This is a genomic window from Pseudalkalibacillus sp. JSM 102089 (assembly GCF_041366475.1).
In the GTDB taxonomy this organism is placed as follows: domain Bacteria; phylum Bacillota; class Bacilli; order Bacillales; family Guptibacillaceae; genus Guptibacillus; species Guptibacillus hwajinpoensis_B.
In genome coordinates, this window is the sequence record NZ_JBEWYW010000010.1 from 101,005 (window position 1) to 120,837 (window position 19,833).

Annotated in this window: 21 protein-coding genes; 11 read left to right on the forward strand and 10 right to left on the reverse strand. The window is 39.4% G+C overall.

From position 1 onward, the window contains the following. Positions 1-11: 11 nt before the first annotated feature. Positions 12-1,493 (reverse strand): aldehyde dehydrogenase family protein, encoded by a 1,482-nt coding sequence (locus ABVF21_RS18370; RefSeq protein ID WP_194220018.1) that lies wholly within the window; start codon positions 1,491-1,493, stop codon positions 12-14. Between the two features lie 164 nt (positions 1,494-1,657). Further along, positions 1,658-2,509: a Cof-type HAD-IIB family hydrolase gene (locus ABVF21_RS18375; RefSeq protein ID WP_371018735.1), complete on the reverse strand. Its 852-nt coding sequence runs from the start codon at positions 2,507-2,509 to the stop codon at positions 1,658-1,660. Between the two features lie 196 nt (positions 2,510-2,705). Between ABVF21_RS18375 and ABVF21_RS18380 the strand changes: the two genes are divergently transcribed. Continuing rightward, on the forward strand, positions 2,706-2,927 hold the full coding sequence (locus tag ABVF21_RS18380; protein WP_194220020.1) for a hypothetical protein: 222 nt from the start codon (positions 2,706-2,708) through the stop codon (positions 2,925-2,927). A gap of 187 nt (positions 2,928-3,114) precedes the next feature. On the opposite strand, the gene ABVF21_RS18385 is transcribed toward ABVF21_RS18380, so the two are convergent. After that, positions 3,115-3,483, reverse strand: a complete 369-nt coding sequence (locus ABVF21_RS18385) for a YlbF family regulator (RefSeq protein WP_283153040.1) — start codon at positions 3,481-3,483, stop codon at positions 3,115-3,117. 83 nt (positions 3,484-3,566) lie between these two features. Next, positions 3,567-4,709, reverse strand: coding sequence for a DUF445 domain-containing protein (locus ABVF21_RS18390; RefSeq protein ID WP_283153041.1), 1,143 nt, complete (start codon positions 4,707-4,709; stop codon positions 3,567-3,569). A gap of 127 nt (positions 4,710-4,836) precedes the next feature. Here ABVF21_RS18390 and ABVF21_RS18395 point away from each other — a divergent pair, with 127 nt between their 5' ends. From ABVF21_RS18395 to ABVF21_RS18440, 10 genes are all read left to right on the forward strand, one after another. Continuing rightward, positions 4,837-6,195 carry a YheC/YheD family protein gene (locus ABVF21_RS18395; RefSeq protein ID WP_371018736.1) on the forward strand — a complete coding sequence of 453 codons (1,359 nt, stop codon included), beginning with the start codon at positions 4,837-4,839 and terminating at the stop codon, positions 6,193-6,195. A gap of 12 nt (positions 6,196-6,207) precedes the next feature. Beyond that, the gene (locus tag ABVF21_RS18400) at positions 6,208-7,269 is read left to right on the forward strand and encodes a YheC/YheD family protein (protein ID WP_371018737.1); all 1,062 of its coding nucleotides are present in this window, start codon (positions 6,208-6,210) and stop codon (positions 7,267-7,269) included. Further along, the gene (locus ABVF21_RS18405) at positions 7,266-8,639 is read left to right on the forward strand and encodes a YheC/YheD family protein (protein WP_283153044.1); all 1,374 of its coding nucleotides are present in this window, start codon (positions 7,266-7,268) and stop codon (positions 8,637-8,639) included. Before ABVF21_RS18400 ends, ABVF21_RS18405 begins: the two co-directional genes overlap by 4 nt. After that, the gene (locus ABVF21_RS18410) at positions 8,636-9,799 is read left to right on the forward strand and encodes a YheC/YheD family protein (RefSeq protein WP_283153045.1); all 1,164 of its coding nucleotides are present in this window, start codon (positions 8,636-8,638) and stop codon (positions 9,797-9,799) included. The genes ABVF21_RS18405 and ABVF21_RS18410 overlap by 4 nt, the downstream gene beginning before the upstream one ends. Positions 9,800-9,843: 44 nt before the next feature. After that, positions 9,844-10,065, forward strand: a complete 222-nt coding sequence (locus ABVF21_RS18415; RefSeq protein WP_194220027.1) for a DUF5342 family protein — start codon at positions 9,844-9,846, stop codon at positions 10,063-10,065. A 57-nt stretch (positions 10,066-10,122) separates the two neighbouring features. After that, a complete protein-coding gene (locus tag ABVF21_RS18420) occupies positions 10,123-10,338 on the forward strand; it encodes a hypothetical protein (protein WP_283153046.1) in 216 nt (71 codons plus the stop codon). A 173-nt stretch (positions 10,339-10,511) separates the two neighbouring features. Beyond that, a complete protein-coding gene (locus ABVF21_RS18425; protein WP_283153047.1) occupies positions 10,512-11,402 on the forward strand; it encodes a PucR family transcriptional regulator in 891 nt (296 codons plus the stop codon). Positions 11,403-11,571: 169 nt separating this feature from the next. Beyond that, positions 11,572-12,669: an ABC transporter ATP-binding protein gene (locus tag ABVF21_RS18430; protein ID WP_194220030.1), complete on the forward strand. Its 1,098-nt coding sequence runs from the start codon at positions 11,572-11,574 to the stop codon at positions 12,667-12,669. Between the two features lie 175 nt (positions 12,670-12,844). Beyond that, on the forward strand, positions 12,845-13,636 hold the full coding sequence (locus ABVF21_RS18435; RefSeq protein WP_242057316.1) for a transporter substrate-binding domain-containing protein: 792 nt from the start codon (positions 12,845-12,847) through the stop codon (positions 13,634-13,636). Next, positions 13,629-14,288 (forward strand): amino acid ABC transporter permease, encoded by a 660-nt coding sequence (locus ABVF21_RS18440; protein ID WP_194220031.1) that lies wholly within the window; start codon positions 13,629-13,631, stop codon positions 14,286-14,288. The genes ABVF21_RS18435 and ABVF21_RS18440 overlap by 8 nt, the downstream gene beginning before the upstream one ends. A gap of 37 nt (positions 14,289-14,325) precedes the next feature. On the opposite strand, the gene ABVF21_RS18445 is transcribed toward ABVF21_RS18440, so the two are convergent. The 6 genes from ABVF21_RS18445 to ABVF21_RS18470 all read right to left on the reverse strand — a co-directional run bounded on the left by ABVF21_RS18445 (position 14,326) and on the right by ABVF21_RS18470 (position 19,773). After that, on the reverse strand, positions 14,326-14,574 hold the full coding sequence (locus ABVF21_RS18445; protein ID WP_194220032.1) for a hypothetical protein: 249 nt from the start codon (positions 14,572-14,574) through the stop codon (positions 14,326-14,328). Positions 14,575-14,650: 76 nt separating this feature from the next. Beyond that, positions 14,651-14,866, reverse strand: coding sequence for an alpha/beta-type small acid-soluble spore protein (locus ABVF21_RS18450; RefSeq protein ID WP_194220033.1), 216 nt, complete (start codon positions 14,864-14,866; stop codon positions 14,651-14,653). 531 nt (positions 14,867-15,397) lie between these two features. Next, positions 15,398-16,750 (reverse strand): TrkH family potassium uptake protein, encoded by a 1,353-nt coding sequence (locus tag ABVF21_RS18455; RefSeq protein WP_306558451.1) that lies wholly within the window; start codon positions 16,748-16,750, stop codon positions 15,398-15,400. Positions 16,751-17,013: 263 nt separating this feature from the next. Then, complete coding sequence (locus tag ABVF21_RS18460; protein WP_283153052.1) at positions 17,014-17,718, reverse strand: alpha/beta family hydrolase; 705 nt, start codon at positions 17,716-17,718, stop codon at positions 17,014-17,016. Positions 17,719-17,793: 75 nt separating this feature from the next. Further along, entirely contained in the window at positions 17,794-18,366 is a 573-nt protein-coding gene (locus ABVF21_RS18465) for a hypothetical protein (protein ID WP_194220036.1), read from the reverse strand. Positions 18,367-18,369: 3 nt separating this feature from the next. After that, positions 18,370-19,773: a SpoVR family protein gene (locus ABVF21_RS18470; protein ID WP_283153053.1), complete on the reverse strand. Its 1,404-nt coding sequence runs from the start codon at positions 19,771-19,773 to the stop codon at positions 18,370-18,372. Between the last annotated feature and the right edge of the window lie 60 nt (positions 19,774-19,833).

Here is a 19,833-nt window from a genome sequence, read left to right on the forward strand (position 1 = left end):
TTTTTCTTCTGTTATTTTAAGTTAATCCAAACACTCTTCACTTCTGTGTAATTATTCAATGCGTAGGAGCCCATTTCTCTTCCCATACCCGATTGCTTATAGCCACCGAATGGAGAAGCCGCATCAAATGCATTATAGCAATTCACCCATACAGTACCAGCCTTAATTTTGTTTGCAACATAGTGTGCGGACTTGAGGTTCTCTGTCCATAGTCCAGCAGCTAGTCCATAATTCGAAGCATTCGCTCGCTCGATTACTTCATCAAGGTCTTCAAACGGCATTGCTGCTACTACTGGTCCAAAGATTTCCTCTTTTGCAATGGTCATCTTATCATCTACATCAGAGAAAATCGTAGGTTGGACATAATATCCCTTATCATAAGGAACCTGTCCTCCAGTAAGTAACTCAGCACCTTCATCCTGCCCTTTTGAAATATAGCTCATTACGCGTTCATGCTGCTCAGCGGATACGAGTGGCCCCATTTGCGTTTCAGGATCCAGCCCTGCTCCCTGCTTAATCTTTTGACTATGACTCACTAAATCAGCCATCACATTATCATAGGCTTTCTTTTGTACGAATAGTCTTGATCCAGCACAGCAAACCTGTCCTTGATTAAACATAATACCGCTTAACGCGCCTGGTATCGCTTTTGTCATATCGGCATCGGGTAAAATAATATTTGGTGATTTACCTCCCAGCTCAAGCGTAACACGCTTCAAATCATTCGAAGCCTGGTTCATAATATACTTACCTACATCAGTTGATCCGGTGAATGCAATTTTATCTACGTTTGGATGTTTAACGAGTGCATCACCCGCTGTTTCACCGTAACCTGGTACAACGTTCACAACGCCTTCAGGGAATCCAGCTTCCTCCATCAGCTGCGCTAGATATAGAGCTGAAAGTGGTGTTTGCTCAGCAGGTTTAAGAACAACGGTACACCCCGTCGCTAAAGCTGCTCCAAGCTTCCATGCCGCCATAAGTAGAGGGAAATTCCATGGAATGATTTGTCCAACAACCCCTAAGGCCTCATGACGTGTGTAATTAAAATATGGTCCATTAACGGGAATGGTCTGTCCCATAATTTTTGTTGACCAGCCAGCGTAGTATCTAAAGTGCTCAATCGCTAGTGGTACATCGGCATTCTGCGTTTCACGAATCGGCTTACCATTATCAAGCGTATCAAGCATGGCGAGTTCTTCTTTATTTTCTTCCATTAAATCTGCAAGCTTATAAATTAATCGACTTCTAGCTGACGCAGACATGCGTGACCACGGACCACTGTCGAAAGCTTTACGAGCTGCCATAACTGCTTCATCAATATCTTCTTTCACGGCTTCACTAACTGTTGCAAGCACTTCACCAGTTGAGGGGTTTAGGGTATCAAATGTTCTTCCTGATAACGAATCCTTCCATTGACCATTAATATAAAGTTTTTTCGTTCCTTTCAGAAATTCAGTCACCTTTGGATTCAAGTCGAGTAATTTTTGCATACTATCCCTCCAGAATTCAAAATTATCAAACATTATACATATTAGCGGTTTTTTCGTGAAAGCCTTTTCATTTCGTTAAAATGATTCAAAAGTAACATAAAAAACGCCTTCATTCCCCATAAATCGTCAGGATTCGATGAAGGCGTCTTTATTCTCTTTAACCGTTACCTTTTTAATTGAACTCGCATTTGTCTTCTAAAAACTTCTTTAACCATGTAGGATACGCCCTGTTGATCATTTGAGCGGGTTACCCAATCTGCAAGTCGCTTTAGCTCATGAGAAGCATTTCCCATCGCGACACCAAGGCCCGCTTGACGAATCATTTCAGCATCACAATCCGCATCGCCAATTACCACCATTTGATCGACAGATACTCCTAATTTCTCTCCTAAAATGCGCAATCCTTTTGCTTTTGAGACGCCTTTTGGAATGATGCCAAAATTACATTTTGTCGATCGAACAACCGATATAGAAGGAATCCGCTCTTCTAACAGAAGACGGGCTTCCTCTCTTTCTTCTTCATTAAAGAAATGAGCGTCAATTTTCGGAGGGGATAGATCTTTCTTTTCGAGATACTCACTTAAGGTTTCAACAAAGTTCACGGGGTAGAATAATGGATCTCCTATACCGAGCGTCATTTTAGCAGACAAGTAATGATTATGCTTTACGCGATTACCAACGGCTAATCGTTCATGAATAATGCGAATATGGCAGTCAAATCCTTCTAGGATCTTAACAATCTCACGAACATCCTGATTGGGTATTCTCTCTTCATAAACCGGTTCTTCAACCTCTTCAGCAATAAACGCGCCACTATGAGTAACAAGCATTACATCATCTAACTTCACCGCCTTTGCAATTTTCTTAGCAGATGCAAAGTTACGACTAGTCGTTAGCGTAACGTATACTCCCTTTTCTCTCACATAGCTAATAGCGTCCTTTGTTTCCTTATCAATTTTATGATTGGATCTAAGCAAAGTCCCATCAATATCTAAGGCAAGAAGTTGATAGACCATTCGGATCCCTCCTGTGTAAAAAGTAGTCCTTATAACACTTATCTCTATGACTCGTAATTCTTGTCTTATCACTTAAATTTATGATAATGACATGTTTGGATGAATTTGGCGTTTAGAATACGGACACCGTGGGAAGTTTTAATATGAAACTAGTTTATTACAAATAGATTACAAATAACGAAAGGGGTTTTTACTTATGACCAAAGGAAAAGAGAGAATCAGGTTTGACTGCACAGGAGAATTCAATGAACCTCACATTTACAAATGCTCTGAATGTGATCATGAATTTCGAGGTACTATCGGAGGAAATGAGAAAAGAGAACTTCAATTAAATTGTCCTGAGTGCGCCATTGAAGAAACGATCATTTCGCAACCAACTCAATTTGAAGTTGTTGGCGTGATAGAGAACGCTTCATAGTCCTTATTTTTTTATATTTTAATACCACCTCTCTCATTTTGTGCTTATTCGATTGAAGCATTTGTTTCACTCGAATAAACCCAAAATCACACAGCAACTAAGGTTATACGCTTATTTCTTATGAACAATTAATCGGTACTATGAATACAAAAAACGGTTCACCCTATTGGGTGAACCGTTTTTTGTATTATTGCTGAACGTCTTCTTCAGGGCTACCGTAAAGGTCCTCTAGAGGCTTCGTTACGATTTTGTTGATGTCCTGAATAACCTGGCTCATGCGCTGCTCTTGTTGCATCAACTGAGAAATCACTTCATGCTGCTGAACAAGTTCAACTTGTTGTTGAGCCGTTTGAGCTTCTTCCTCTGTGATCTGTTGACCACTCATTTGCTTTTGTTGAAGCTCCATTTGCATGTTACGGAAGTTATCAAAAAGTTTCTTTGCTACTTCATCCTGATTTACCTGATCATATAATTCTTTAAGCTTTGTGTAGTCCTCGTGCTCGCGCATTGCGTTTTCTAATTCGTGTGCTACGTCGTAAAGATTTTTCTCTGCCATTGTATATACCTCCTTAGTAAATGAGGATTATTTCGCTCTCATAACCCTGTACTTCCCCACTATAACAAAGACTGACACGAAATTCATCCAATAAGGGTAATGATTACTCCTTGAATTAAACCAATCATTCCTCCGAGCACAGCTCCAAGGTACGTGATCATCTTAAATTCGCGACGTGAAATCGAAAGAACCATCTCTTCAAGACGTCCAACAGAGAACGTCTCCACCTGACTTTTCACTACGTCTGCCAGGTGTAATTGTTCCATGAGTGGCTGGAGATTCTGACTGAGGTACTGGCCAGCAGCATCTACTAGTCGTGGAACTATGTCTTCAACAATGCGACCTTTATATGGATCAACTGCTTCCGATAGACTAAGATTCAGAACGTGATCAATTGGGAGTTCATTCACAATGAGATCTGTTACCTCTTTGACAAGTTCTTCTGAATTAAATTTATCTTCAAACGCTGTAACTTTCGTTTCTTTAAGCGAATCCCACTCTTTTTCAAGCATCGTCATGATGACATTTTGAATATCGTCTTGCTTAAGAAGACGAAGTAACTCAGGCTGTACTTTATCTACTAGTCTTGTGTTTGTAAAAAACATGTTAATCATGCTTCCAAGCGTTCCTCGATCTGCAAGATAACGGTCGATCATAACAGAAAGCTTATGTTTGCCCTCAGCAGAAGCAATGTAATCACTAATTTTTGTTAAAACGAGATCAGCAATTGGTTCGATTGAGCCATCAATTCTCGTTTGCAGTTTTTCCGGAAGAATCTCAGCTAGTTCTTTATTCTTCAAATCAAATAGTTTCTTTTCAATTTTCCCATTGATGTAGGACCTTGCATTTGCTCTAACTTCTTTGGCTGGATCCTCTAGATGAAGACCTTTCTTTAAAAGTGTTTCAATTTTCTCATCTGACTCTAAAAGTTTAAGAACTTCTTTTTGCGCGTATTCAATCATCGTACGCTTGAATACTGGATCGTTCATTTTTTGCTGTATTCCTTCAGCCGTTAGAAGATGTTCAACGACCATTTTCCCTAGCTGGACTGCCAGCTCATCTCTACGTTTTGGAATTAATCCTGGGGTAAATGGAACTTTCCACTTTCCTATATAACGAGCTTCATATGGCCTAAATAGCATTTTAATAGCTAACGAATTTGTAAACCCACCTATAACAGCGCCAATGGCAATCATAAATAGGATCGTTATGATAATGGACGACATCGTACCTCAACCTTTCTATTTCTCACGTTCACATAGTAAACTCCATCTTCATAGTATACGATATCCGCTATTGCCTATCCAGTTAAAGGAAGGTAAAAAAAGAAAAAACGTTGAACGAGGGTCTTGAATGAAACATACTGAAAAGATTATATTACAACCAGAGAATTCAACCTTAGCTCAATCTAATCATACCCTTTCCATTCCAGAAAACATCGCCTCAAAATGGAAGCTTTCAGATACATCACTTAGACTTCGATGTGGCGTGCTTGAAGAATTTGTAACAGTCAAGGTCTATCGCACTTCGTCAAGTCATACCGTATATTGTTCACCCGAACTACTAGCTACTTTGTCTCTTCCAAATCAATCTCTTCCGATTACACTTATCTATAATCATCAGCAACAAATGCTCTCAATCGGTCCTATTTTCTGTCTTGCGATTAACATCACCGGACTAAAAGAAACACCATTTGGATCCTATACAGAATTCTGTAAGGAAGTGGCAGAATACTGCGAAGAGCATCATATTCTGTTCTATGTTTACACACTAAAACCGTGGAGTGATACTAAAGTCTCGGGTATGATTTGGAACCAACGAGACTGGGTAGAAACCACGCTACCCATCCCTTCTGTCATCTATAATCGAATTCATTCGAGAAAGCTTGAGAAGTCCGTTTTCATTCAACAATTAAAAACCTATTGGCGTAATCAACAGATCCCCTATTTTAATGAATCCTTTCTTGATAAATGGGATGTTCATCAGAAATTACTTTCTTACGATGAAGTCGCTCCCTATCTTCCTGAAACGGTTTTGTTAGAGACAATCGACGATATTCATTTCATGATCGATAAATACCCTATCCTTTATTTGAAACCTTTAAATGGAAGTCAGGGAAAACATATTTTTCGAATCACTCAAAAAGATGATCTCTATTACCTTGATTATTCAAGCTTTAATGGCAATCAAACGCTCACGTCACATTCGCTTCAAAACATTTATACGACCATTCGCTCACGATCTAAAACGATTCCTTATCTTATTCAACAAGGCATTCCCCTAATTGAGGTCAATGGATGCCCCGTTGATTTCCGCATTTTATGCTTGAAAGGGATTGGAGACAAGTGGTCAGTTGTCTCCGCCGTTTCGCGCGTTTCTAGAACAAATGACCAGTTCGTATCCAATATTGCACGCGGCGCGTTATTAAAAAAGTTTGATGAGGGACTCACGCCCTTAGAGGATTCAATGAAAAGACAAATGAAACGAATCCTTCCCGAATTGGCTTGTGAGATTTCACAGATCATTGATCGTGAAAGTGAAGGAGTGTTTGCGGAGCTTGGAATCGACATGTCTTCTGATAAAGATGGCCACCCCTGGATCATTGAAGTGAACACAAAACCTTCCAAGACTTCTGAAGGAATCACACCAAGTACCTATCGCCCATCGGTTAAAGCACTTATCCGCTTAATTAACTGGTACACGTCATCTTAAAAGGAGCAAGGTATGACATCACTTGGTATTTTACAACGTTCGCTCCAACATGAAGGAGATTACCTTTCTAAATTAGGTGAAGCAGGATCCACTTCTGGATTTAACGTCTATCGTTTTTCTCCAGACCAGCAATTTCGAAATAGTCTTCTTGGAATGAAATACGATCCAAAGACGAAAAAATGGCTGGAAACAAATTTTCCGATTCCTGATTTTATTTATGATCGCTGCTTCCATAATGGTTTCATAACAGAAATGGAAGCTTCCTTTATTAAGTGGTTAAAAAGCGATTCGAACGCTACATTTCTAGGACACGGGTTACCAGGAAAATGGGCGATATACAAACAACTAAAGCAAAAGCCATTTATAAATCGGCACCTTCCACAAACAATTAAGCTTCAGCCTGCTACTAGTGCTAGCGTTATATCCGATTTATTAACGAAGCACGAGAAGGTCGTTCTAAAACCAGTGGTAGGTTCTCAAGGAAATGGGTTAATGCTCCTTACAAGAAATCAAAATCAAGTTGATGTTCAAATCAATCATAATGGGAACGTCCTTCATCATACTTATGATACAACCAGTTCTTTCCTTAAAATGATGAGGAGAATTCAAAACCAGCGTGACTATATAGCCCAAGAATGGCTTTCTTTACTTGACCAAAACAACCGACCTTTTGATCGAAGAGTGGTCATGAAGAAAACGTCGATTAAAAATTGGAAGGAGATTGGCCGTGCTACGCGCGTAGGGAGTTCTGACTCTTTTGTATCTAATTTGCATAGTGGTGGCACTATTCAAAGTGATCACAAGCTCTCTATTCCCGAAACTTTTCTCCGAGCCGCAGATCAAAAGATTAATCTCCTCTCCCGTTGTATTGCTGCTAACCTCGAGAGAACGTTTCCTCCGTTGTTTGAACTTGGTCTTGATTTCGGAATTGACCGTAGTGGTAAGGTCTGGTTACTTGAAGCCAACTCTAAACCTGGTCACAAAGCCATTCAATCATATGATTCTTTACATTTTATACCGTTTCAATATTGCCTGTCTCTCATGAATGAGAAGAAAGGGGTTATCGAATCATGAATACGATTCTTCCATTAAAAAAGGACATTAATTCTCAAGGGAATTTCTATGTTCCTCCAACAAAGTTTAAGGAATGGGTTGACCAAGTTTCTTTTCCAAATCAACTTTGTTTTGGATCAAGACGCTCATTCTGCACGGTTTCTCCTCACCCTAGTAACAAAGAAGAATACCTTATTTCAGAAGATTTATGGAAAATACTAGGTGTTCCTGAAGAGATGTCTGTTCACCTTTTTGAAAAAGGAAATTCTCTTCATATTGGACCTTTGGTAGGTATTTTCACTGCTGGATTTACTAAGGATAGTATGAGACCTATCGGAGAGCGCAGTATGTATTTTGCCAAGTTACTATCCGCTACCTCTAAGTGCGGTGCTTTTGGGTTTGCATTTGGTGCTCATCATATTGATTGGAAAACGGGAAGCATTAAAGGATTGATGTATAACAAGCGAGGATGGTACAGAGTAACTGTTCCTATTCCTGATGTTGTATACGATCGCCTACCGAATCGAAGCTCAGCAAGCATCGAACAAGTAAGCACTACAATGGAAAAACTTCAATCCCAATATTTCACCCCCTGGTTTAACCCAGGATTTTTCGATAAATGGACGATGTTCGAAAAGCTACGTGAAGACTCAATCGTTAAGCCGTATTTACCTGAAACTGTGTTAAGTCCTAAGAGCGCCATAATCTCACGTATGTTAAAAGATTACGAACAGATCTTTATTAAGCCTGCCAACGGTAGTCTTGGGCTTGGGATTCAACAAATTCTAAAACCAGCCGATGAGAAGTATTATTATTGCAGGTTCAGAACGGACAAAGAAAATCGTCTAAGAAGATATACATCCCTTGCACGCCTTCTTAAAACCCAATATCCAAACGGCATGAACGGTTTAATTGCTCAACAAGGAATTGACTTACATCGGATTAATCAGCGTTCCATGGATTATCGTGTTCATACAAACAAAAACAAAGAGGGGAAATGGGAAGTTAGTGCAATCGCTGCAAAGATTGCAGGAGCTGGAAGTTTAACCACTCACATGGCTTCTAACGGAACAGTTAAGACAATTGGAGAACTCACTTCTGAATTTGGTATTAAAAAACAAGTAGAAACAGATTTAATGGAAGCTTCCCTTCAACTAAGTCGTGCCATAGATAAAAGAGTTTCAGGCTTTATTGGCGAAATTGGTTTTGACCTCGGGATTACGAAAGAAGGGGACATTTATTTGTTTGAAGCAAATTCGAAACCTGGAAGAGGCATTTTTGCTCATCCTAGATTGAAAGCGGAAGAAGCCAAAACGAGAACATTACCAATGGAATACGCGATATTTTTGGCAAGATCTGCTATTGAAAAACAGCTGGTTATACCAGTATGATCGAATTATTTTACAGTAGAGAAAATAATCGGTGGCATCAAAAAAGTAGCTATCAATATGTATATTGGGGGAAAGAGCCATCCAGGCTCTCTCCCTCTCCTGCTTTCGCTTCTTCTATCATAAAGCTTCAAACTTCTCATGATGCCATTCGACCTCTTGTTGGCATTCTTGCAGGGTCTAACTTACACCACCATTTCAGTGGTAATGCCGCGATCTTCAAATCAATTCAAAATGAATTGACTGATACCGGAGGACTTTCGTTTGTTTTTACACCTGATGACATATATCCGTCATATATCAATGGTTATCTCTATGATGCTACATCTCAAAAATGGACAGGTTTTCGCTTCCCATATCCTAATATTGTATACAATCGAATTCCTGACAGGGCAGAAGAACGCACTCCAAAAGTGAGATCTTTTTTCAACTTGTTAAAGTTAAAATCCATTCCTTTTTTTAACAGATCTTTTTTCCTCAAAAATGAAATACTCGATCACTTAGCTGAGAATGAAGCTTTAATGCATCACATTCCAGCAACAGCTTGCTTTACAGATGCGAATCTTAATACATTTCTAAAAACATATTCATCTATTTTCTGCAAACCTGCATCTGGAAGCAAAGGTAGAGGAATATTTAAAGTTAAAACTGTTAAGTCCGGTTTTCTATTCACCGATCACGAAAACACTCGTTTCTTTCCAAATCTCGCCTTAGTTAAAGAACATGTCACTCCCTTAATTCATGAGCAATATTTGATCCAACGTGAAATTGATCTCGCAACTCATAATGAATATCCTTATGATTTTAGAATTCTTTTGCAAAAACCATTAAAAAGTTGGCAGGTCACAGGTATCGGCATAAGAGCTGCACAGAATAACAGCCTGACGACTCATGTTCCAAGAGGAGGAAAAATCCTCCCTTTTCATAAGGTGGCCACCAATGACGATGAAATTCGGGTAAGAGAGCTCGCTATTCGCACTGCAGAATCACTTGAAGAAAAAGAAAAGATGCTTGAATGCTCTTTGGACATTGGAAAAGACAGCGAAGGACATTTCTGGATTTTTGAAGCGAATTCGAAACCAATGCGTTTTGATGAACCACTTATTCATCAAGCATTTATACGTTCTCTCCTCACTTCTTTTCGAACGTATTCTGCGTATTAGCTTCCTATGTTATGATGATAAAAAAGGTGATTTGGGGGAATACCATGATTTCGCACTTTCAATATAAATCAGTTGGATCAAAAATAAGAAAACCTAAATGGGAAGTATCTTTTTTCTATCAGGGAACATATTATCGTACTCTTTATCTCCATACTGGCCAATTCGAATGGTATCAACCTGCTCCACCTGAATCGGAGCAAAACAAACTGCAATCTCAAATTCATGAGCTCATGCTTTTTCACGTCTATGAACAGCAGGACTCATAATTCTCCTGATTTCTTCACATAATAACCCTATTCAAAGAATTAGGGAGATGAAAAAGGATGCCGAACAAAAGAACTGAAGACTCTCAGTACGAAGGTCGCGATAAATACGATATGGACATTGACCGTATGGTTAATGAAGGAATGGCCGGCGGTGCCGTTCATCAAAGTTACAAGCAGGCTCAAATCGAGGAAGCTATTCCACTCATGGAACAGGAGCCTCCACATCGTTCAGGTAAACAAAGAAGAAATGATGATCAACAAAACTATTCATAATCACATAAAAGTAAATGCTTTTCATTCGTTCACTTAAACTGAACGAAGACAACCACTGCTAATTTAGAAAAGAACCTCTTATACATATAGAGGTTCTTTTCTTTGATTCATTATTAATTTGTGTTCATCATTACGTTATACTATATGTTAACTGTTACTTAGGAGGGGCACTTATGAATGCAAAACTAGCTGAACTATATGGAAATGATTTCGTCGTTACCTCCGATCAACCTGATCTTTTCCACTGGTATAGAACAACCGATGGTGAACGATTTGGCATACGTAAAACGCGACTAACAAACGAGGAAAATGAGTTATTAAATGCCTTCTTCCCTACTGTCCGACTGGAAAATGAGTCCATGACCCTTACTCAGAAAAAATGGACATCTCTTCTTTTGGAGGACGATCTCAGCGTTGACCTTACAATAGATCTCCCAATTCGATACATACATTTCAACCTCAAAAATGCTCCATCAGATCTATCCGATTTCACAGAAGCTATGACCGGCTTATTCTCAGAAGAAACTGTACTCCTATTTGAAAATGACAAAGAAGGTCTGCTCGTTCAAACAAATGAATTTGACGAACAGATGGTAGATGAACTTAAACAAACAGCTGCTGCACTTACTGCCGACTTTTTCACAGGCATGTCTCTTTTTGTCGGACAAACGATTCAACATTATGATAACAGCCATTTAAAACGGATTTATAAAGCCGAAAAAAAATGGTTCTCAACAGGACGAAATCTTATGCCATCACAAATGGTATTTACGCACCAGGATATAGTCCCATCCGTCCTCTTCCACGAGGCAAGTGACGAATCGATTGATTACTTAATTAAAGCTATCCAACCCGTACAACATGACACAGAGCTTTTGAAGAGTATTCGAATCTACTTAGAATCTAACTTAAATATTACTCTTGCAGCTAAACAACTTTATGTACATCGAAATAGTCTTCAATATCGTGTGGATAAATTTATAGAGAAAACAGGAATTGATGTCAAAAGCTTTCAAGGAGCTGTAATGGTTTACCTGTCTCTTCTTGCGATGGAACTGCGTTAATGAACGCAGTTTTTTATTTTTTACAACAATGTTCCCTATAAATAATGCCAATTCGTTCAGAATGCACAAATCCTAGTGGTATTTTTGTGCACGCTTCCAATTTACGATAGCGTTTTCATAGAGTAGACTTAGAACTAGCAAAAGAGTTCATTTCATAGGAGGCTTTAACATGGCAGAGATCGCTCTCAATCACATTTACAAAAGATATGATAACAAGTTCGAGGCAGTAAAAGACTTTAACCTGGATATTAAAGATAAGGAATTTATTGTGTTTGTAGGTCCATCTGGTTGCGGTAAATCAACGACGCTTCGTATGATTGCCGGCCTTGAAGATATCTCAGATGGTGACCTCGTTATTGGTGATCGTCGCGTCAACGACGTTGCACCAAAAGATCGTGATATCGCAATGGTATTCCAAAACTATGCCCTGTATCCTCACATGAACGTGTACGATAACATGGCATTTGGATTGAAACTACGTAAGTTCGACAAAAAAGAAATTGAGCGCCGCGTAACGGACGCTGCTCGTATTCTTGGCCTTGAAAGCCTATTAGATCGTAAACCCAAAGCACTCTCAGGTGGTCAACGTCAGCGTGTAGCATTAGGACGAGCGATTGTTCGTGATCCACAAGTGTTCTTGATGGATGAGCCTCTTTCAAACCTGGATGCAAAACTACGTGTTCAAATGCGTGCTGAAATTTCTAAGCTTCACCAGCGTCTACAAACAACAACTATCTATGTTACTCACGATCAAACTGAAGCGATGACGATGGCAACACGTATCGTTATTATGAAAGATGGCCTTATCCAGCAAGTAGGCTCACCAAAAGAAGTATACGATGCACCTGACAACGTCTTCGTTGGTGGCTTTATTGGATCTCCTGCAATGAACTTCTTCACCGGTACATTAGAAGATGGCTATTTCAAGCTAGGTGATATTAAAGTGAAAGTTCCTGAAGGAAAAATGAAAACCCTTCGTGAACAAGGATATTTAAACAAAGATGTTATGCTTGGTATTCGTCCTGAAGATATCCATGATGAGCCTGTCTTCATCGAGTCTTCACAGGATACTAAAGTAAGTGCTGTCATTGATGTAGCCGAATTGATGGGTGCTGAAACGTACCTTTATTCCAAAGTAGCTGATCAAGATTTTGTAGCTCGTGTTGACTCTCGTACGGATATTCAAAATGGTCAAAACATCAGCCTTGCTTTTGATATGAACAAATGCCATTTCTTTGACACTGAATCAGAACTTCGCATTCGTTAATAAAATGATAGAAAAAGCTTCCTCTTAAACCGGGGAAGCTTTTTTTATTTATCTTCTTGCATGAAGCGGTAAATTAACGTCAATAATGTTTCTTGATTGACTTTAAGTCAAATGCTAACTACAATAAATTTATAATTCACATCAATTTTGTAGGAATTAAAAGGAGGACGTTATTTTGAATAAAAAATGGATGCTAGGGTTGGTGCTTGCATTAACACTTACTGTACTTGCTGCCTGCGGTAGCAATGAAAATACTGAAAATAACGAAGAAGGTAGTTCAGGAGAGCAAGAAACCCTATTAATTGGAACAGAAGCAACTTATCCACCATTCAGCTATCGAGATGATAATAACGAAATTACAGGTTACGATGTCGAGGTTGCACGTGAAGTTGCCGATCGTATCGGAATGAAAGCCGAATTTAAAGCGATTGAATGGAAAGGCCTTCTTTCTTCACTTGAAACAGAACGCATCGATATGGTCGCCAATCAAGTAACGATCACGGATGATCGTAAAGAGCAATTTGATTTTACAGAACCATACACTTATTCAGGTGGACAAGTGATCGTTAACGAGAATAACGATGATATTAAAGGTATAGAAGATCTTGAAGGAAAAACCGTAGGAACTACCCAGGGAAGTAACTATGCTCAGGCTGCTGAAGAAGCTGGTGCTGAAACGAAAATCTACAAGGGCGCTAACCAGGTATTAACAGATCTTAGTAACGAACGTAACATTGAAGCAGCGATGAATGATCGTCTCTTCATTTTAACGGAGCTTCCTGAACAGGATTATAAAGTAAAAGGCGTTGGAGAAACATTCAACAAAACAGAAATGGCCTTTGCCCTACCAAAAGGAAACGAAGAGCTTATTGAAAAGATCAACGGTGCACTACAAGAAATGAAAGAAGATGGAACGCTTGCAGACATCTCTAAAGAATATTTTAATGGAGAAAATGTAAGTGAGTGAGACAACTGATGTGTTAATAAATTCTTTGCCCTTTCTTCTGGAAGGGGCGAAGAATACACTTCTACTTAGTTTCTTTTCAATATTTGGTGCCCTATTAGTTGGTTTATTCATCGCTTTGTTACGTCTTTCAAAAAGCAAAATCGCATCTGGAATAGCGAAATTGTACGTCTCGTTCTTTAGAGGCACACCTCTTCTTATTCAATTATTTATTTTGTATTATGGTCTTGTTTCAGTGGATATTCAATTAACAGCCTGGCAGGCCGCCTACACTGGACTTATTTTACATTTTGGTGCTTATATTTCAGAGTCATTTCGCGCAGCTATCCTCTCCCTATCAAAGGGACAATGGGAAGCCGCAATGTCACTCGGTATGAAAAAATCGTTAATTTACAAAGAGGTTATCCTACCTCAAGCATGGAGAAGAGCCATTCCACCGGTGTGGAACTCATTAATTGATATCGTTAAAGCCTCTTCTCTTGCTTCAGTACTTACGATTTCAGAATTAACCTATAACGCAGATCAAATTGCCGCATCAAACTTTAAAGTCTTACCAATCTTATTAACAGCAGCTTTCATCTACTGGTTCTTTACAACGATTCTCAATGTCATTCAAAGCATTCTTGAGAAAAAACTATATATCCCTTCTTCCTAAAGGGAGACAAAGAGCTGCCAGACAAGGCAGCTCTTTGCTATGTACTCCATTCTTCAATTAAGTAAACATCATTCCAACCACAAGTTGGACATGATAGAAGATGAGGACATTCATGTGCTTTACTTATGAATCCGTCCATTTTTTTAGTCGACTCAATCGATTCATAGGCACTGTACTCATCGTAATACTCTGCTTCTCTTCCCTTATCTGTTAGTTTATCTTCACATACCTGACAAACAAGCTGGATAGCAGCAAAGCTATTACAGAGTGGACATTCAAAAGACATGCTACCCTCTCCTTCTATGTATCGAATCACGTAAGAAGGGATGGACAAGTCCACCCCTTACAGCCATGGTATAAAATTATTTTTGGTAACCGCCAAGCTGTTGTTCAGCCATTTGAACCAAACGCTTTGTAATTTCTCCACCAACAGATCCGTTAGCGCGAGAAGTTGAATCTGGACCAAGTTGCACTCCGAATTCAGTAGCGATTTCATACTTCATCTGGTCGATAGCTTGAGCTACACCAGGTACTACAAGGTTGTTAGAGCTTCCTTGTCTGTTTTGTTGTTGAGCCATGTCAATCACCTCCTTTGTACAACTAGTTTGTGAAATCCCGATATTTATATACCAATTTTTTTTGGTAAATATGACCATGAAAAGCGGAGCGGGCCTGCTTAAATCCGCAGGATGTTGGAGCCCATGAGATTGAGACGCTTTTTGTCTCATTCGAGTGGGCGAAACAGCCAGAGGATTTGGCCCGCGTAGCTAGACATGAAAAGCGGAGACGAGCGTTTAGAAACGGAGATATTGGAGCTCTTGAACTAGAACACGCCTTTTGTGTTCTGGTGAAAGAGTGAAATATCGCAGTTTCTGCGAGTCGCAGCTAGACACGAAAAGCGAAAGTGGCCGTTTAGGGTCGACAAGCGCTGGAACCTCCCAAATTGAACACGTTTTTTGTGTTCGAGTTGGGAGGTGAAGCGATCGAGACCCTGGCCGCTGCAGCTAGACACGAAAAGCGGAGACGAGCGTTTAGAAACAAAAATATTAGTACTTAAAGAATTAAACACAAAAAAAGCAAGAGGATCATATCCCCTTGCTTTTTTATAATTAACCTATAATCACTCGTTCAGTTGGATAATGGTATCTTTCCCGAAGAACTGTTCCTCGAATAAGGAAGAGGAACGAAAGAATTCCAATTCTACCAATGAACATCAAACACATGATAACAATTTTGCCAAAAGTACTTAAACCTGGCGTCACGCCCATCGATAAACCAGTGGTACCAAAGGCTGACGACACTTCAAAGATAATAGCCACGATTGGATATGGTTCTGAGAAGGAAAGCATAATAATTCCACAGCTCCATACGATAATGGCCACGGTAAACACAACAAAGGCTTTATGAATATCCTCATGATGCAATTCCCGTCCAAACACTTTAATTGACGTACCACCCTTTGCAAAGAAGAAAATAGCTAGTAGCACAATCGCAAATGTAGTTGTACGCACACCGCCACCTACGCTACTTGGAGAAGCACCAATAAACATTAAGGCCGACATCAACAACTGTGTTGGCTCTTGAAATTGATTCACATCCATTGTAGATAGGCCCCCACTACGCGTTGTCACAGATTGGAACATGGCATAGAAGAACGATTCATGCCAATTCTTACCGGCAAAGAATGAATTCGCTTCAAATGCCCAAATAAGGATCGCTCCTGAAACTACAAGTACAAAGAACGTCATTGTTGTTAATTTAGTAAATAAAGAAAATTTATATCGATGGCTATTTTGTCTAGCAAATAAAAAGTTTTTAACTTCAATTAGCACAGGGAAACCAATGGCTCCTGTGATAATTAATAATATATGAATAAATTGAACGAAATAGTCATGTGCAAATGGCTGAAGAGAACTTCCCGTAATATCAAAACCGCCGTTTGTCGTTGCACTCACTGCAGCAAAAAACCCCTGAAGGTAAGCTTCCTGCCATGTCTCAAAGAAGCGAAGATAATAAGTGCCAAGGACAAGGGCGCCAACTAATTCAATTATGAAAATTAATCCAAGAATTTGCTTCATCAATTGTACTAAACCAGACAATGTGGATTGGTTTTGATCAGTCATTATCAGCTGTCTTTCTTTCAATCCGATCTTCTTTCCCATCACAAGCCAGACAAACGTACCCAGCGTCATAATACCAATTCCGCCAATTTGAAGGACAGCAGCAAGAATAAAGATTCCAGGTACGCTAAAAGTATCCGAAATCGACACAACAGAAAGACCTGTCACGCTTACCGCACTCACGGCTGTGAATAGGGCATCAATAAAGGATAGCTGCACGCCAGGTTGATGGGCAATCGGTAAACCAATTAGAAAGGTAGAAACCGTTACCGCTATTAAATAAAACAAAACGATTAACTGAACAGAAGTTAACCGTATCCGTCGAAAACGAGATCTTAACAAAGCATCCACAGCCTTTTCACGTAATACATTCTTCCATACCCTCTGAGGGTTGGTTCATCACATTCCCTATCTTAACCCATATACGCTCTCTGTCAATCTCTTTCCTATATCATCCATTATTGAGAATCTTCTTACGTATTATTCCTTATTCCCGCTTCTTTAAAAAGAATCCCTAAATATTTGGCACGCTTGACTAAAGTAAATTGTAACAAAAGAAATCAAATCAAAATAAAGAGCCATCATAGACGGCTCTTTATTTTGGTTTATTCTTCTATCCACCTTGTAATTGTTTGAACAGCCTCGTTGATTTGTTGATCAGAAGTGAGGGAACCTGGGTTATCACCTTTTTGTTCACCATACATGCCGTAGTTGGCATGGTTGCCCCCTTCAATAATGTGTATCTCTGCTAAAGAAGAGAGCAACTCTTCTTTTTCTTTTTGATCAGATAGGATTGCAACTCCATCATCTTCACCATAGATCGTAAGCGTCGGTACAGACAGTTCAGACATATCTTCAATCGGATAAGCTGCGAGGAAAAACAACCCTTGGATTTCATCAGGATGTTCGATAGCAAATGATGATGCCACAGCGCCTCCGAGAGAATGACCACCAATGTACCATTCCCCTACATCGTCATATCTACTTATCATTTCAGATGCTTTATCGCCATCTAAAATAGCCAGGTTTAACGTCAGACGAGGGATCACTACAAAATAACCTTCCTCAGCAAGCTGGTGAGCTAAAAAAGCATATGCCTCTTCCTCTACCTTGCCACCTTGATAGAAAATAATCCCCTTGTCAGCATGTTGTGATCCAAATGTTAATTCACTTTCATTTGACTCTTCCATGTACTCTAAAGCTTCCTGTGTTGGTTCATAAGACGCTCTTGCCCAGAAGAAGAAGACGATCGCAAGAACTAGTAATATCAGTGGAACGATAACTAACAGTCGTTTCATGAACTTCTTCATTTGAGATCCCCTCTATATGTGCATTATCACATATATAATACGATAGATCTCATATCTTCACAATAGTTGCATCGGTTAAAATGAGCGTTGTTTTCCCAGGCTAAGAAGCGAATTAATTTCACATTGATATACCTTCGCTTCTTTTGGACCTATTGCTTCTCCCACCTTGGCTTGAAGGATTGTAAGCCGTTCTATCTCTGATTGAGTTAAATAAACTGGCGATGGACTCATAATTCCTTTAACAACTGAGCCATTTGTTTCGCTCTCGTAGTGATACGTTTGAATGTTTTCACTCTGAAGCCGGTTGTTATTTTGTTCAACAATTTGATCTGTTTTTTGCTCGATATAACGCTTTAGAAAAGCGCTGCTCCCGAACCCTGTAAGTAGCGCTAAATAGAGTAAGTATTGACCTGAAGCTGTTTCAATAAATAATAACGTCGTTAATATCCCACCAATTCCACCAACTAGTGGCTCTTTTATTGATCCAATATTATAATAGACTGCATTATTTTGTTGATTGACTACTTTTCGAAACCGTTGAAATTCACCTGAGATCAGGATATTACCAATCCCTCCTAAAGCACCGGCTAGCGTTATGGAGAGGAGATACAGCCAGAAATGATCGCTTAAGTCACTCAGGAAATCCATTTGCTACAAGTACCTACGATGCAACTTCTTCCCATCATATGAAAAGAGAACTTCCTTATCCTCCACTCGCGTTTCCATATGAACCGGGCGCCCCCATAATTGATGTACATACGGTAGAACACGCTCTAAATATTGAAGATCAAGCTCTGTTTCTTCAAAAGAATGATGAAGGTACATTTCTCCAGCTTTCATGTAATTCCCATCGCTTACAGTTAAATATGGAAAGCCACCATTTACCCTCATCGTCACTAGCTGATCACGAATATGCTCCCATTCTTTATCAACTATTTTGTAATCGCGTCCTTTCTTTTGGAACAAATACAAATCTTCTTTATATACAAGGTCCTTTGTAAGGTAATTCCTGATAAATGAAATATCAGCTTCCACTTCACGAACTTCAAACATCTTCTCTCTTCCTTTACCCACTTCGAACCCGCGCCGCTTCATTTCCTCTGTAGGATGATCATACACTTCCTCAATATGCTCAAAGATTTTAAGACCGAGGTAATAAGGATTAATACGTGTTCGTGAAGGTTGCACAACATTTGCATTGAGTGAAGCGAATTCAATCGCTTCATCCGTCGTTAAATCCATTTCACGAAGAATCCGCTGATGCCAATAACTTGCCCATCCTTCATTCATGATCTTTGTTTCAAGCTGTGGCCAGAAATATAGCATTTCCTCTCTCATCATCGTCATAATATCTCGCTGCCAGTCCTCAAGCTCCGCGCTATATTCCTGAATGAAGAGAAGAAGATCTTTTTCAGGTTGCGGTGGAAACTTTTTCTTTTTAGTCGGAGCTGGCTCGTCCGCTAACTCATCCTTATCGATTGACCACAAATCATTATATCGAGAATCAGGCTTCACTGGAATCGGCGTTTCATCTTGAAGGTTATACGTCAATCTTGGTCTCATTATAGAAGGATCAATATGTTCTTGTATGGAGAGAACAGCGTCAAGAAAGCTCTCCACTTCAGCCTTACCATAGTGATGCTCATAATAAGCGATCCGTTCAGCGGTTGCTGTCATACTCTCAACCATATCTCTTCGCGTATTTGAAAAACGAATATTATTCTTGAAGAAGTCACAGTGAGCAAGTACATGAGCAATAATGAGTTTATTTTGAATTAAACTATTCGTATCTAACAGAAAGGCATAACATGGGTCAGAATTAATAACAAGCTCATAGATTTTACTTAGCCCCAGGTCATATTGTAGCTTCATCTTATGAAATTGCTTACCAAAACTCCAGTGTGAGAAGCGAGTTGGCATTCCATATGCTCCAAACGTGTAAATAATGTCTGCTGGACATATCTCATAACGCATAGGGTAATAATCGAGTCCAAACCCTTTTGCTATTTCTGTAATCTCTTCTATAGCGTAAAAGATTTCTTTCTCTGTAGACATGTCATTCCCTCCTAAATGAATTGCTTACTAATATGTATGACCGGACAAGTAGGTTCATGA

Coding starts and splice junctions, on each gene's coding strand:
- ABVF21_RS18370 (WP_194220018.1), bottom strand. CDS start 1,493: ATGCAAAAATTACTCGACTTGAATCCAAAGGTGACTGAATTTCTGAAA.
- ABVF21_RS18375 (WP_371018735.1), bottom strand. CDS start 2,509: ATGGTCTATCAACTTCTTGCCTTAGATATTGATGGGACTTTGCTTAGA.
- ABVF21_RS18380 (WP_194220020.1), top strand. CDS start 2,706: ATGACCAAAGGAAAAGAGAGAATCAGGTTTGACTGCACAGGAGAATTC.
- ABVF21_RS18385 (WP_283153040.1), bottom strand. CDS start 3,483: ATGGCAGAGAAAAATCTTTACGACGTAGCACACGAATTAGAAAACGCA.
- ABVF21_RS18390 (WP_283153041.1), bottom strand. CDS start 4,709: ATGTCGTCCATTATCATAACGATCCTATTTATGATTGCCATTGGCGCT.
- ABVF21_RS18395 (WP_371018736.1), top strand. CDS start 4,837: ATGAAACATACTGAAAAGATTATATTACAACCAGAGAATTCAACCTTA.
- ABVF21_RS18400 (WP_371018737.1), top strand. CDS start 6,208: ATGACATCACTTGGTATTTTACAACGTTCGCTCCAACATGAAGGAGAT.
- ABVF21_RS18405 (WP_283153044.1), top strand. CDS start 7,266: ATGAATACGATTCTTCCATTAAAAAAGGACATTAATTCTCAAGGGAAT.
- ABVF21_RS18410 (WP_283153045.1), top strand. CDS start 8,636: ATGATCGAATTATTTTACAGTAGAGAAAATAATCGGTGGCATCAAAAA.
- ABVF21_RS18415 (WP_194220027.1), top strand. CDS start 9,844: ATGATTTCGCACTTTCAATATAAATCAGTTGGATCAAAAATAAGAAAA.
- ABVF21_RS18420 (WP_283153046.1), top strand. CDS start 10,123: ATGCCGAACAAAAGAACTGAAGACTCTCAGTACGAAGGTCGCGATAAA.
- ABVF21_RS18425 (WP_283153047.1), top strand. CDS start 10,512: ATGAATGCAAAACTAGCTGAACTATATGGAAATGATTTCGTCGTTACC.
- ABVF21_RS18430 (WP_194220030.1), top strand. CDS start 11,572: ATGGCAGAGATCGCTCTCAATCACATTTACAAAAGATATGATAACAAG.
- ABVF21_RS18445 (WP_194220032.1), bottom strand. CDS start 14,574: ATGTCTTTTGAATGTCCACTCTGTAATAGCTTTGCTGCTATCCAGCTT.
- ABVF21_RS18450 (WP_194220033.1), bottom strand. CDS start 14,866: ATGGCTCAACAACAAAACAGACAAGGAAGCTCTAACAACCTTGTAGTA.
- ABVF21_RS18460 (WP_283153052.1), bottom strand. CDS start 17,718: ATGAAGAAGTTCATGAAACGACTGTTAGTTATCGTTCCACTGATATTA.
- ABVF21_RS18465 (WP_194220036.1), bottom strand. CDS start 18,366: ATGGATTTCCTGAGTGACTTAAGCGATCATTTCTGGCTGTATCTCCTC.
- ABVF21_RS18470 (WP_283153053.1), bottom strand. CDS start 19,773: ATGTCTACAGAGAAAGAAATCTTTTACGCTATAGAAGAGATTACAGAA.